Source organism: Sporosarcina sp. QA0331 (assembly GCF_055808055.1).
Genome location: NZ_CM147850.1, coordinates 847,094 through 859,379 on the forward strand (window position 1 = coordinate 847,094; position 12,286 = coordinate 859,379).

Here is a 12,286-nt window from a genome sequence, read left to right on the forward strand (position 1 = left end):
ACCCAGTATATGATACTATGGAATCACACATCAAAAAGACGGATGAGGTTATATTGAACTAGATATATTGAATAGGAGTTGTGGGCATGGAGAAGGAAGATCTGATTTCATTGCAACGTAATGTCCTGAAGCTACGTGTGGAAGGGAAATACGAAGAGACAATTGAAGCTTGTTTTCAACTATTGGAAGCCGGTATAAAGGCGAATGACCCAAAATCCATTTTAACTGCCCATATAAACAATGCTGCATCATTTTATTGCATCGGCGCAATCGAAGAAGCTTTTCATAGTATCGATGCCTATATTGACTATTGTGCGGACAATGGCGATGAAGACGATCGACTGAATGGATGCAATGTCCTGTTCCTGCTATATGAATATAATAAAGACTATCAGAAAGCGAAAGAAACATTAGAACGAGCCATTGAGTTAGGCAAAAAGCTCAAACACTATAATATCGTCAGCAATGCTTATAGCAATTATAGTATGATTCTCGCCGTCGAAAAGGATTTTGAAGGTGCCCATACAATGGCGACAAAAGGATTGGCGATGGCAAAACTGCATGAACCGCAAACTCCGATATTGGAATTTCGGGTGAAATTAAATATTGCCAATGCGCTAATTGGTTTAGAGAAAATGAAAGAGGCTGAACAGCTCGTAAATGAGATGGTGAATGACCCGCTACTGGAATCTTTCATTCGGGAAAAGACGCAAGTACATGACTTGTACGGACGCTTTTTCATGCAGAAAAAGATGTACCCTGAAGCATTGCAAGTATACGACAAGGCGAAAGAGCTTGCGGAAAGCTATAATGACAGGAATTTGCTGAAAGGCATTTTAGAAAAGAGATGCAAGCTTTGTGATCTCATGGGGGATATGCAACGTGGGTATAAAGCCCAACAGGCATATATTGATCTGTTAAGCGATCTGCGACAGCACGAAATCACGATGGCCGCCGTGAAATTAGGGGTGAAGCATCGAATTTCTACAATCGAACGCCAAGCTAACACCGATTTCCTTACTGGTCTATACAACCGGAGCTACATGGAAACGACGACGGACAAATGGTTAGCCGAAGCTGCTCAGACAAGCGAAAGCGTCGTTTGTATCGCTCTCGATCTTGATAACTTAAAAAGCTTGAATGACACATACGGTCATATATTTGGCGATAAAATCATAAAGAAGATCGGTCAAGCATGTTCCGGCCAAATTAGGAGCGGTGACTTGATGGGCCGTTTCGGTGGTGATGAATTCGCTATTATTTTGCGAGATCTTTCCATTGAAGAAGCTTACCATAAAGCAGAGAAACTACTCGAGGCCGTCCGTTCAATCAAAATTGAAAAAGACGGCATTTACATTTCATTAACCGCCAGTGTCGGCCTTGCCGATAATGCAAAGGGTAACATTCAAACATTCACCGAACTGTTCCACCAAGCGGACGTCGCGCTCTATCAAGCGAAAGAGGGCGGGAAAAACCGCATATGCATATTGAGTTGAAAGAAGAGGCTGCTTGTAGTCTCTTTTTTGTTTGAATCGCTAGAACGATGGTGTTCTGAAATTTCTATTAATATTTGGTATAATCAAGGTAGAATATGAACAAGGGGGAAGAGAAGATGAAAACTGCAGTAGGCACACCAGTTGAAACGCTTTTTGTGAACTCATTCATTGACGGAGTATTGGACCCTTCAAAAGAGATGCTAGGCCCTGTGAAGGACGGAGGTCAAATTGTCGCGAATACTGCACCGGGATGCTGGGGACCGATGATTACACCTTGTATCAAAGGCGGACATGAAGTAACGACGCCTGTTTTCGTCGAAGGTGCTGAAGTAGGAGATGCGATTGCCATCCGGATCAAATCAATCCAAGTGACTTCGATGGCCACTTCGTCAGGACATGACCAGCCGGTGGAAGGACGATTTTTAGGAGATCCTTTTGTGGCCGTGAAATGCCCAGGGTGCGGGACGATGTATCCGGAAACAGTCATTAAAGGAATCGGGCAGGAAGCGATCCGCTGTGCGAAGTGTGATGAGGATATTACACCATTCACTTTCACGAACGGCTATACGATTACGTTCAGCGACCGCGGCGATGTTGGATTGACGGTGACGAAGGAAGCTGCAGAGAAAATCGGTCAAAATGGCAGGAAATATATGCGCACGCCGGATGCCTCAATTCAAAATCCAATCGTCACTTTTGCACCGCATGACCTGATTGGTACAGTAGCGAGAATGCGTCCTTTCCTTGGACAGCTTGGTACGACGCCATCGATGCCAATGCCGGATTCGCATAATGCCGGCGATTTTGGTTCCTTCCTCGTCGGAGCGCCGCATGAATATGCAGTGTCGCAGGAAGAGCTGGACGAGCACCGTACGGATGGACATATGGACATTAGCCGTGTACGCGCGGGTGCAATACTCATCTGTCCAGTGAAAGTGCCGGGCGGCGGTGTCTATATCGGGGATATGCATGCGATGCAAGGAGACGGCGAAATCGCGGGACATACAGCGGATGTTGCCGGTATTGTACATTTGCAAGTGAATGTTTTGAAGGGGATGAACATCGAAGGACCGATTCTTTTGCCGAATGAAGAGGATCTTCCGTATACAGCTAAACCGCTCACTGCATCGGAAAAACAATCCGCCAAAGCGTTAGCGGCGAAATGGGGAGTAGAGGAAATTGAAGAAAGCCTCCCGATTTCGGTCATCGGGTCAGGCACTGATCTGAATGTCGCAACGGCGAACGGGCTTGCCCGTGCGGCGAAGCTATTCGACGTTCCAGTCGAAGAAATCATGAACCGCGCTACAATTACAGGCTCTATTGAAATCGGACGCCATCCAGGTGTTGTCACGGTCACATTCCAAGCGCCAAAGGCTTATTTGGAAAAGGCGAATTTGTATAGTGTAGTGGATGAACAATATCGAAATCGTGATTAACAAAAGGAAAGAGCGAGGAAATGTCCCCGCTCTTTTTTAGATGCCTGGAATGAAAAATAAAGTAATTAGCGTAATGAGAACAGCAATATGAGCGGATGTGAAGACTTTATTTCCTGGCTGTTCCTGTTTTCCATACCTGACGACAATTGAAAAGATGAACAAGTAGAACACCATTAGAAAATAAACGACAAACACATCAAGTAGCCAATGCAATTGCGGCGTCATATTTGACAAGACAGTCAATCCAAGAATGAGAAATCCGAGAATTGATAGAAATAACAGTCCACCCGAAATCGCCGGCATGATCCGCCAAATTTTATGAGTGAAACTCGTGTTGCCTTTTCGATTTTGCCAATAAAATAAAAGTGCACAAGCCCATATCGTCACGACAACCGTCAGGAATGTGATCAAGAGGGATGCTTGAATCCCGAAACTGAATGAGGAAATAAAATCTGTAATTTGTTGATTGTACAATTGTTTTCCGACTATGAGAAGCCCGATGAAAATGATAGTACCTAGTTGAAAGCCAGCCCATTTCGTCAAAATGCCCAACTCCTTTGCTATAACAAATTACGGTCGGGTATTAGGAAAGTTTCAATTACTTGTCTGAGCCGCTTACTGCTTGCAAATACCAAAAATGCCGCATAGATGATTTACTAGCGGCAATTCCATGCTTCATTATATGGAGGAATCTACACAAATCGAGTTTGTGCTTGTTTTTTGAGAAGAAGATAAGACTATCGCTTTGCTCGTTAATAGAAAACTATATGAAAGTGGTGGCATCATGAAAAAAGTACTCCATGGAAAGTCGTAAAAGTAGGCGACACGATTGCAGATATTCAAGAAGGTGTGAATGCCGGTGTTTGGTCAGACGGCGTCGTGGTGGGAAGTTCGGAAATGGGCTTACGCTTGGATGAATACAATGCATTGGCACATGCCGATCAAGAAGCGATTATCGATAAAACAGCACGATTCTTTAAAGAAAAGGGAGCGGACTTTACAATCCGACGATGCGTGAACTTCCAGAGCTGATCGAGACGATTACTATTCATTTGTCAGAAGGTAAAAGACCTCATTTAATATTGAGCATATGACATAGGGGTAAGAGGCGGCTAGTTAATTAATGATTAGCTTCCTACCCGATTGGAATGAATCACCAGTAAATTCTTTTTTATTGCAGCATTAAAAAGCACCGCCTTGAACGGTGCTACTTAGACTTTATTGACTATTATCTTCGCGTTGCTCCGAAGGCTCTTCCGTCGGATCTGGTTCATCTTCGTCAACGCCGTTGCAACCGTATAGTAAGCCCGCTGACAAAATAACCGACATAAACGGAAGAAGAAATTTTTTGGATTTCATTCTTATCCCTCCTCAAAATTAGAATCGAGTTATTTTGTGCTGTCCTTTATTAATTATTCATATGTTTTTTTAACGAGGACTCATTTATTTCATCGAGGCTCAATTAACTTCGCAAAGGCTCGTTTATACCACCAAAGGCTGAATTAATTGGACAAATCTCATCCCGGTTAGGCGGCGTATTGATTATTATTTTGGCAGGTTTGTTAGTCAACTTATTTGAATGATATAAAAGGCTGTTCCACAAATATCACAGGACAACTTTTCATCGATTTTTTTTATCCTCCCGAAAATACTCCGAAACCTGCACGACCCTCACGCTGCCAGTGTGAAGCTCATGATAGATGCCCCGACTATCGCGGAAGGTGATGTATTGATCCCGTTCCGATTTGACAAGCTGTTCGGCGCTTTCCATGGAGTCAGTATGGATGAAGCGCCTTATGTAATGTTCCTCATCAAAAAAATATGTGATTTTGAATTCTTTCATCACGGCACGCTCCCTTCCGTCAATGATATCGTACCCGCATCCATCTTGATTGATTCATACTATTCCTTCACTATTGCCAATAGTGTAACATAGGGACAAACGGATTTCTCGCTGAAGTCCCTATCGACTAGCATATACACTTCAAGATTGAGAGATGATCCTCCATGAAACCAAAATCGTTGCAATCACGCATATTTTCATATGGCGCCTTGTTCGTTTCCCTCATAGCGATCATTATCGGCGTTTCATTCTACTTCACAATGTCGAATGGGATTGAGAAACAGATTGGCGTCCGCGCGCTGAGTATTGCAAAAACGACGGCGGCCCGACCGGATGTCGTTGCGGCATTTGAAGAGGACGATCCTTCCAGGCTGCTGCAGCCTATCGCAGAAGCCGTCCGACTACAAACCGAAGCCGAATATGTCGTCATTGGAAATAGTGAAGGCATACGGTATGCACACCCTGTCGTCGAGCGAATTGGCCAAAAAATGGTCGGTGACGACAACGAACGTGCGCTTCAATTCGGGGAGTCCTATGTTTCGAAGGCGACTGGAACTCTTGGTCCTGCACTCCGAGGGAAAACGCCTGTTTTCAATGAAGAAGGCGATATTGTCGGTGTCATTTCTGTCGGTTATTTGAATGAAGATATTTCTTCCATATTCTTTCAGTACATCGATAATATTTCGTATATCGTGCTCATTGCCATCGTTCTTGGAATTATCGGTTCAAGCGTCTTGGCACGTAATATTAAAAAAGAGCTATTTGATTTGGAGCCTGCTGAAATCGCGAATTTATTCACCGAACGGAATGCACTTATCGAGTCCGTGCGTGAAGGCATCATAATGGTCGATGCAAAAGGGGTTATTACAACAGTGAATGCGGCTGCCTATGACACGCTTTCAATTCCGGGCCAAACAGAACTGGTCGGACGGACAATCCAAGAAGTACTTCCAAATACATTATTGCCGAAAGTGCTTGAAACGGGGGAGCGGCATCTTGATCGGCCGATGGAAATCCACGGGAAGAAAGTCATCGTCAACCGTGTCCCGATTCATGCAGACGACCGGATCATCGGCGCAGTATCTACGTTTCGTCTTCAATCTGAGATCGATCAGCTATCTATGGAATTGTCGCAAGTGAAACGTTATACTGAGGCGCTTCGTGCGCAGACACATGAATATAATAATTTTCTTTATACGATTTCAGGGCTTATCCAATTGCACTCATATGACGAGGCGCTCAACCTGATCCATGACGAGACAGCCGAGCACCAATCACTCATCCAGTTTGTTACGAAGCGATTGCAAGATCCTTTCCTTGGCGGAATCGTCATCGGCTTCTTCAACCGTGCAAGGGAATTGAAAGTCCGTTTCCTAATCGATGAAGATAGCTTCCTGAAAGAGCTGCCGTCCCATTTGGAGAAGACCCATTTTGTCTCCATTATCGGAAATCTAGTGACGAACGCATTTGAAGCAGTCGAAATGAATCCAGAAGTGAAGCGGATGGTCCGTCTTTTCATCCTGGATAATGGAAGAGAGATATTGTTTGAAGTGGAGGATTCGGGCAAAGGAATTGCAAATGAAGTATTGGATGATTTATTCCAGGAAAAAGTGTCGACGAAAGATGTGGAAGACCGAGGCTACGGGCTTTTAAAAGTCGCGGAGAACGTCGAAGATCTAGGCGGCTCCATTACAGTAGAAAAAGGTGATTTAGGTGGTGCACTGTTCATCATCTCTATTCCGAAAGGGGGGAATTGAATGAGACCGATTGAAATTCTCATCATTGAAGATGATAAACGGATTGCCGATATTCATCATCGATTCATAGATAAAATAGAAGGTTTCACCGTTGTTGGGGCCGCGCACACTGGAGAGGAAGCGAAGGATTGGGTGCAGGCATTGTCGCCAGATCTTGTGCTGCTCGATGTTTATTTGCCAGATGCGCTTGGCACGGAAATCATGGGCTTCATCCACGAAAACAGTCCTGAAACAGATATCATTTTCATAACGGCAGCCGCCGAAGTTGATATTGTAAAAAAAGCGTACCGCCGGGGCGTAGCTGATTATATATTGAAGCCGCTCACATTCGATCGTTTCAAGGAAAGCCTTCTTTCCTACAAAGCGAAACATGAAAAGCTGGCAGCTGTCGGGGTTATGAAGGAGGATTCCATCCAGTTCTTGTGGAATAAAACCAATGTACCACCAGCTGTAAACATGGATTCCCTCCCGCCGAAAGGGATTGATCCAATAACGAAAGAGAAAGTCGTCAAACATATGAAACAGATTGAGGGGGGAATTACTGCGGAAACGCTTGGTGTGGATATCGGTGTTAGCCGGTCAACGGCCAGGCGTTATTTGGAGTACCTCGTTTCAGAAAAACAGGCACATACCGAACTTATTTACGGTTCAGTCGGACGTCCTGAAAGAAGGTATTTCATTCACTAACGTTGTGAACTTTATGAACAAAATGATGTTTACGCTCATTATTGAACTTATGATCGCAAACATTGAAAACAACCAACTTTCTGATAAATTGATGATAGCGTATGAAAGCGCTATCATCTTTTTTATTTTAAAGGGGGATTCATGAAGATGTGGAAGAAACTCACGACAGTTGCTTTGACTGGGGTATTGGCGTTTAGCCTTGCAGCATGTTCAAAGAATGATGGGGCAGAGGGTAGCTCCTCGGATTATCCGAAAAATAACATAATGATCGTCGCGCCATCCGGGGCGGGCGGCGGATGGGATTTGACAGCACGTGCCATCGCGAAAACGATGAATGACACGAAATTGATCGAAAAACCGATTACAGTTGAGAATAAACCAGGTGGCGGCGGCGCCGTTTACATGGCGGAGTTTGCAACAAAAGAAGTGAAGAATGATTACGCTTTAATAGTGAAATCACCACCACTATTGATTAATAACAATAAGGCTGAAGGGAACAGCCCTTACGGTTATAAAGACACAACGCCATTGGCGCAATTGACGCGGGATTACGGTGCAATTGTCGTGAAAGCCGATTCAGAATTCCAAACGCTGAAGGATGTATTAGAAGCGATTAAGAGTGATGCAACATCGGTTACGCTAGCTGGTGGGTCCGCACCTGGATCCATGGATCACCTAGTTGGAATCTTGCCTGCTTTTGAATATGGCATCGACCCGAAAACTGTGAAATATGTATCTTATGATGGCGGAGGAGAAGCTGTTGCGGCGCTTCTCGGGAACAATGCAGATGTCATTGCAACGGATGCATCGACAATCGGGCAGTACGTGAAATCAGGTGATGTCCGTGTCCTTGCTGTCAGTTCATCCGAGCGTCTTGGCGGCGAATTAGCTGAAGTGCCGACATTTAAAGAAGAAGGTATTGACGCAGAGTTCACAATTTGGCGCGGACTTTTCGGACCGAAGGAAATGTCTAATGCAGCTGTCGATTACTGGTCTGGAAAGCTGAAAGAAATGGTTGAAACGGATGAGTGGAAAGCGGAGCTTGAGCGAAATGGCTGGGAAAGCGAATACCGTGGATCTGAAGATTTCACGAAGTATTTGGAAGATCAAGACAAAGTCGTTGTGGAGCTTCTGACAGCACTCGGCATGCAAAAATAAAGCGTATTGGCGGCTTGAACGGCCGCCTTTTCAGTCCAGCTACTTGCGCTGAAAGGATGCCTTATTTTCTGCAGAAATCGCAGAAAAACGGCAAATCGAACCTTTCGCTGTTCGATTGGCTCGGGGTCATAAGTCAAAGCTGTTCTGTGGCAAAAAGTGCCACGCCACATCTTTGTCTTATGCCTGTCGCCTCCATGCAGGCGCTATTCGCTTTTTTTATAAGGGGGTGTCAAAGACTATGAGTAAAACATTCGATCGATATGCAAGCATCGCTTTTTTACTGATTGGTCTTTTATTTGTAATCGAAAGTACGAAGATTGCGAACAGCGCGTACGGGTCGACGGTTGGACCGAAAATCTTTCCGTTAGGACTTGGCATCATTTTAATTCTTTTGAGTTTACGATTGTTATATGAAACGTTCAAATACAAAACTGAAACGACGTCATCGGAAAAGCTTCAGTATAAAAAGTTCCTCATCATTTTTGTGAGTGCTGCGTTATATGCATTTTTATTGGAAAAGATCGGGTACGTCATTTCAACTTTTCTTTTTTTACTCATCGCATTCCAGACGATGGAGCGCGGCCGGATCGTTCCGAGTCTTATTATCGCTGCGGTATTTTCATTTGGCGTTTATTATTTCTTTGCGGAATTTCTTGGGGGCTCATTGCCCGGATTCCCGACGTTTTAAGGAGAAAGGAGTCAAAACATGAGCACATTACAATTTTTAGCCGATGGTTTCGCAACCGCTTTCCAATGGCATAATCTATTATTTGCGTTCATCGGCGTCGTCATCGGAACAGCTGTCGGCGTATTGCCCGGCATCGGTCCGATGAGTGGGGTGGCCCTCCTTATTCCGGTCACGGCAACTATTACATCCGGTATGCCGACTAGTGCGGCGGCTGCGAGTTCCATCATTTTGCTTGCGGGTGTCTATTATGGTGCGATGTATGGGGGATCCACCACTTCGATTCTTTTGAACACTCCAGGTGAATCAGCGTCTGTTGTCACAACGCTAGATGGCTACCAAATGGCAAGGCAAGGTCGGGCAGGGGCGGCATTGGCAATTGCCGCTATCGGGTCATTTTGTGCCGGAATTATTTCCTTGATCGGTCTCGTTTTGCTTGCAGAACCGCTGTCCAATGTTGCCATCAAATTCGGCCCTGCGGAATATTTTTCATTGATGCTGTTAGGTTTGGCGGCTGTTAGTGGTTTGGCAGGGAAATCGATGACGAAAGCATTGATCATGACAGTTTTCGGACTTTTGCTCGGCACAATCGGCATTGATGCCGTCTCTGGAATCGCTCGCTTTACGTACAACCAACCTATTTTGTATTCCGGATTGGAGTTTTTGACGATTGCGGTCGGGCTATTCGCGCTTGGCGAAGTGTTCAAAACGATATTGGAACGGGATGATGAAGGAGGAGCGATTGCAAAGATCAATCGTATTCTTCCGACGAAGCAGGACATGAAAGATAGCTCCGTTCCGATTGTCCGCGGTTCATTGCTCGGATTTTTCATCGGTGTACTTCCTGGGGCAGGCGCAACGCTTGCTTCATTCTTCTCGTATATGACGGAGAAAAAATTCAGTAAGAAACCTGAGACGTTCGGTAAAGGAAACATCGCGGGAGTTGCAGGCCCGGAGTCAGCGAACAACGCAGCTTCCGGAGGTGCGATGATTCCATTGCTGACACTCGGGATTCCTGGATCCGGCACGACAGCCATCTTGATGGGCGCGCTCATCATGTATAACATTCAGCCAGGTCCACTGCTTTTCGATGAGCATCCTGAAGTCGCATGGGGGCTTATTGCGAGTATGTTCATTGGCAATTTAATGCTTCTAGCGTTGAATATGCCACTCGTTCGTGTCTTCGCAAAAATCATTCAAACACCAAAGAAATATTTATTGCCGATCATTGTGGCAATTTCATTTTTCGGTGTGTACGCTGTGCAATATACGACTTTCGATTTGTATTTATTGCTTGGATGTGGCGTGCTCGGATATTTATTGTCAAAAAACGATTATCCGGTCGCTCCTCTCGTGCTAGCACTTGTTTTAGGTCCGATGATTGAGAACAATATGCGTCGGGCGCTTACGATTTCGAACGGCGACTTCAGCATTTTTGTCACTAAACCGTTGTCGCTTGTGTTCATCATTGCGGCTGCAGCATGGCTCTTAATTCCGCTGTTGTTGAAAATGAAAGGCCGTTCGGTCATTGTGGAAGAAGAAGGTTAATAAATATAACGGATTGCCATAAAAAATGGGCAATCCGTTTTTTACTTTTAATTAATCGCTTCTTCCGTTTCTCGGACAATCATCCAATTGTTTTCTGCAAAAATCCAATTTTCGATACTAAACAGCCTTGCAATAATTTTATTTTCTTTTTCAATCAAAAGTTCATAAAACACCACCGCATTTTGTTCATTCCGAAGACGAATAACCCGATTTTCAAATCGCTTTTTCGCTCCCAATAGCTGGTTAACGGATTGTCGCATTCCATTTATAGATTCTTCTTTATTAAAAAACATCGGTTTTTCATTCGAAGATTTAAAGAATGCCACATAATAATCCTCAGTCATCCTCTCTAACACAGATGTATCACCTGAATTCATTGCTTCGTTCCAGTCCTTAATAAAGTTATCATGAACTTTGGTAAACAAATCCAATTGATTATAATCGTCCATTTAACAACCTCCAGAAGGCTTGTATTTTAGGATGGCTCAATACTTTGTGCCGTTGCATTATTAATTTCAATACAACCAGTACTAAGTCCTCCCAAGACTGAAAATTCCCGCGGAAAATGATATAAAGCTATAATAGGAGTAGTTGAACAAATTGCATTTAGGAAAGGGGATTATAATGGAATTAGGATTAAAAGGAAAAGTCGCACTCATTACGGGTTCAAGTAGAGGGATTGGCTTAGAAACAGCTCTCTATTTAGTTAAAGAAGGCGCCGAGGTAACGATTTGTGCAAGAAATAAAGAGCGATTGGAAGAAGCAGTAGCCTTTATTCTAGAACAAACAGGTAAAGAAGTGTTCTTTGTGGAAGCGGATGTTACAAAAGAAGAGGATTGCGAAAAAATCGTTTCTGCTACAATCGAAAAATATGGGCGTTTAGATATTTTAGTGAATAACGCTGGGACTTCTCAAGCTCATCCATTTGATGAAGTAGGGACGGAACTTTGGCATCAAGATCTTGACTTGAAACTATTCGGTGCCATCCGTTGTTCCCGAAATGCGATACCACATATGCGGCAAGTTGGCGGGGGTGCAATCCTCAACGTAACGGCTGTTAAAGGAAAGACACCTTCTGAGGCATCATTGCCAACTTCGGTCAGCAGAGCAGCAGGAATGGCTTTAACAAAAGCAATGAGCAAAGATCTTGGTCCAGACAATATTCGGGTGAATACTGTGTGTATTGGTCTGATTCGCAGTGAACAGATTGAAAAGAAGTGGAAAAAACAGAACCCGGAACTATCATGGGAAGAGTTTTCTAGCAAACAAAGTCAAATTCCGTTAGGACGTATTGGAAATACGGATGAGGCAGCTAAAGTAATTACCTTCCTTGTGTCAGATGCCGCTTCTTATGTCACGGGTACATCAGTCAATATCGACGGTGGTATGGCAGGAGTTTTATAAAATCCGTCTTTGTTTGAATCGCGTCCAAAACAAGCCTCCGGGCGACCAAAGTGGGGTATCCTGCGTCCAAAGCGAGTCGTCTCGCGACCAAAGTGAGGCATCCTGCGTCCAAAGCGAGTCGTCCCGCGTCCAAAGCGAGGCATCCTGCGTCCAAAGTAAGTCGTTCCGCGACCAAAGTGAGGAATCCCGCGTCCAAAGCGAGTCGTCCCGCGACCAAAGTGAGGTATTCGGCGTCCAAAGCAAGACATCCCGCGTCCAATAAAACAGGCGAA

The 12,286-nt window shown here is 44.5% G+C and carries 14 protein-coding genes; 9 read left to right on the top strand and 5 right to left on the bottom strand.

Translation table 11 applies throughout. The features are described from left to right. Window positions 1-86 precede the first annotated feature (86 nt). Both AC0L13_RS04065 and AC0L13_RS04070 read left to right on the top strand, forming a co-directional pair. Window positions 87-1,496: a tetratricopeptide repeat-containing diguanylate cyclase gene (locus AC0L13_RS04065; protein ID WP_473644232.1), complete on the top strand. Its 1,410-nt coding sequence runs from the start codon at window positions 87-89 to the stop codon at window positions 1,494-1,496. A gap of 116 nt (window positions 1,497-1,612) precedes the next feature. Further along, window positions 1,613-2,932 (top strand): acetamidase/formamidase family protein, encoded by a 1,320-nt coding sequence (locus AC0L13_RS04070; protein ID WP_473644234.1) that lies wholly within the window; start codon window positions 1,613-1,615, stop codon window positions 2,930-2,932. A gap of 36 nt (window positions 2,933-2,968) precedes the next feature. Here the strand turns inward: AC0L13_RS04070 and AC0L13_RS04075 are convergent, their stop codons facing one another. Then, complete coding sequence (locus tag AC0L13_RS04075; RefSeq protein ID WP_473644236.1) at window positions 2,969-3,475, bottom strand: hypothetical protein; 507 nt, start codon at window positions 3,473-3,475, stop codon at window positions 2,969-2,971. 354 nt (window positions 3,476-3,829) lie between these two features. Between AC0L13_RS04075 and AC0L13_RS04080 the strand changes: the two genes are divergently transcribed. After that, complete coding sequence (locus tag AC0L13_RS04080; protein WP_473644238.1) at window positions 3,830-3,964, top strand: hypothetical protein; 135 nt, start codon at window positions 3,830-3,832, stop codon at window positions 3,962-3,964. 186 nt (window positions 3,965-4,150) lie between these two features. Here AC0L13_RS04080 and AC0L13_RS04085 read toward each other — a convergent pair whose 3' ends face one another. Next, complete coding sequence (locus AC0L13_RS04085) at window positions 4,151-4,291, bottom strand: hypothetical protein (protein ID WP_201024365.1); 141 nt, start codon at window positions 4,289-4,291, stop codon at window positions 4,151-4,153. A 262-nt stretch (window positions 4,292-4,553) separates the two neighbouring features. Beyond that, window positions 4,554-4,775: a hypothetical protein gene (locus tag AC0L13_RS04090; RefSeq protein WP_473644240.1), complete on the bottom strand. Its 222-nt coding sequence runs from the start codon at window positions 4,773-4,775 to the stop codon at window positions 4,554-4,556. A 164-nt stretch (window positions 4,776-4,939) separates the two neighbouring features. On the opposite strand from AC0L13_RS04090, the gene AC0L13_RS04095 reads away from it, so the two are divergent. The 5 genes from AC0L13_RS04095 (at window position 4,940) to AC0L13_RS04115 (ending at window position 10,610) form a co-directional block, all read left to right on the top strand. After that, a complete protein-coding gene (locus AC0L13_RS04095; RefSeq protein WP_473644242.1) occupies window positions 4,940-6,532 on the top strand; it encodes an ATP-binding protein in 1,593 nt (530 codons plus the stop codon). Then, on the top strand, window positions 6,533-7,219 hold the full coding sequence (locus AC0L13_RS04100; RefSeq protein WP_473644244.1) for a response regulator: 687 nt from the start codon (window positions 6,533-6,535) through the stop codon (window positions 7,217-7,219). It abuts the gene before it with no gap. Window positions 7,220-7,366: 147 nt separating this feature from the next. Further along, entirely contained in the window at window positions 7,367-8,377 is a 1,011-nt protein-coding gene (locus AC0L13_RS04105) for a Bug family tripartite tricarboxylate transporter substrate binding protein (protein WP_473644246.1), read from the top strand. 238 nt (window positions 8,378-8,615) lie between these two features. After that, window positions 8,616-9,065, top strand: coding sequence for a tripartite tricarboxylate transporter TctB family protein (locus tag AC0L13_RS04110; protein ID WP_473644248.1), 450 nt, complete (start codon window positions 8,616-8,618; stop codon window positions 9,063-9,065). Window positions 9,066-9,083: 18 nt separating this feature from the next. After that, complete coding sequence (locus tag AC0L13_RS04115) at window positions 9,084-10,610, top strand: tripartite tricarboxylate transporter permease (RefSeq protein ID WP_473644250.1); 1,527 nt, start codon at window positions 9,084-9,086, stop codon at window positions 10,608-10,610. Between the two features lie 47 nt (window positions 10,611-10,657). Here AC0L13_RS04115 and AC0L13_RS04120 read toward each other — a convergent pair whose 3' ends face one another. Continuing rightward, entirely contained in the window at window positions 10,658-11,059 is a 402-nt protein-coding gene (locus AC0L13_RS04120) for a hypothetical protein (protein ID WP_473644252.1), read from the bottom strand. A 175-nt stretch (window positions 11,060-11,234) separates the two neighbouring features. On the opposite strand from AC0L13_RS04120, the gene AC0L13_RS04125 reads away from it, so the two are divergent. After that, window positions 11,235-12,014: an SDR family NAD(P)-dependent oxidoreductase gene (locus AC0L13_RS04125; protein ID WP_473644254.1), complete on the top strand. Its 780-nt coding sequence runs from the start codon at window positions 11,235-11,237 to the stop codon at window positions 12,012-12,014. Here AC0L13_RS04125 and AC0L13_RS04130 read toward each other — a convergent pair. Further along, window positions 11,980-12,252, bottom strand: coding sequence for a hypothetical protein (locus AC0L13_RS04130; protein WP_473644256.1), 273 nt, complete (start codon window positions 12,250-12,252; stop codon window positions 11,980-11,982). The two genes, AC0L13_RS04125 and AC0L13_RS04130, sit on opposite strands and share 35 nt — an antisense overlap. Between the last annotated feature and the right edge of the window lie 34 nt (window positions 12,253-12,286).

Bases quoted from the DNA above. Each gene is read 5' to 3' on its own strand.
- AC0L13_RS04110 (WP_473644248.1), top strand. From the start codon at position 8,616: ATGAGTAAAACATTCGATCGATATGCAAGCATCGCTTTTTTACTGATT.
- AC0L13_RS04105 (WP_473644246.1), top strand. From the start codon at position 7,367: ATGTGGAAGAAACTCACGACAGTTGCTTTGACTGGGGTATTGGCGTTT.
- AC0L13_RS04100 (WP_473644244.1), top strand. From the start codon at position 6,533: ATGAGACCGATTGAAATTCTCATCATTGAAGATGATAAACGGATTGCC.
- AC0L13_RS04070 (WP_473644234.1), top strand. From the start codon at position 1,613: ATGAAAACTGCAGTAGGCACACCAGTTGAAACGCTTTTTGTGAACTCA.
- AC0L13_RS04090 (WP_473644240.1), bottom strand. From the start codon at position 4,775: ATGAAAGAATTCAAAATCACATATTTTTTTGATGAGGAACATTACATA.
- AC0L13_RS04125 (WP_473644254.1), top strand. From the start codon at position 11,235: ATGGAATTAGGATTAAAAGGAAAAGTCGCACTCATTACGGGTTCAAGT.
- AC0L13_RS04115 (WP_473644250.1), top strand. From the start codon at position 9,084: ATGAGCACATTACAATTTTTAGCCGATGGTTTCGCAACCGCTTTCCAA.
- AC0L13_RS04095 (WP_473644242.1), top strand. From the start codon at position 4,940: ATGAAACCAAAATCGTTGCAATCACGCATATTTTCATATGGCGCCTTG.
- AC0L13_RS04065 (WP_473644232.1), top strand. From the start codon at position 87: ATGGAGAAGGAAGATCTGATTTCATTGCAACGTAATGTCCTGAAGCTA.
- AC0L13_RS04120 (WP_473644252.1), bottom strand. From the start codon at position 11,059: ATGGACGATTATAATCAATTGGATTTGTTTACCAAAGTTCATGATAAC.
- AC0L13_RS04080 (WP_473644238.1), top strand. From the start codon at position 3,830: ATGGGCTTACGCTTGGATGAATACAATGCATTGGCACATGCCGATCAA.
- AC0L13_RS04085 (WP_201024365.1), bottom strand. From the start codon at position 4,291: ATGAAATCCAAAAAATTTCTTCTTCCGTTTATGTCGGTTATTTTGTCA.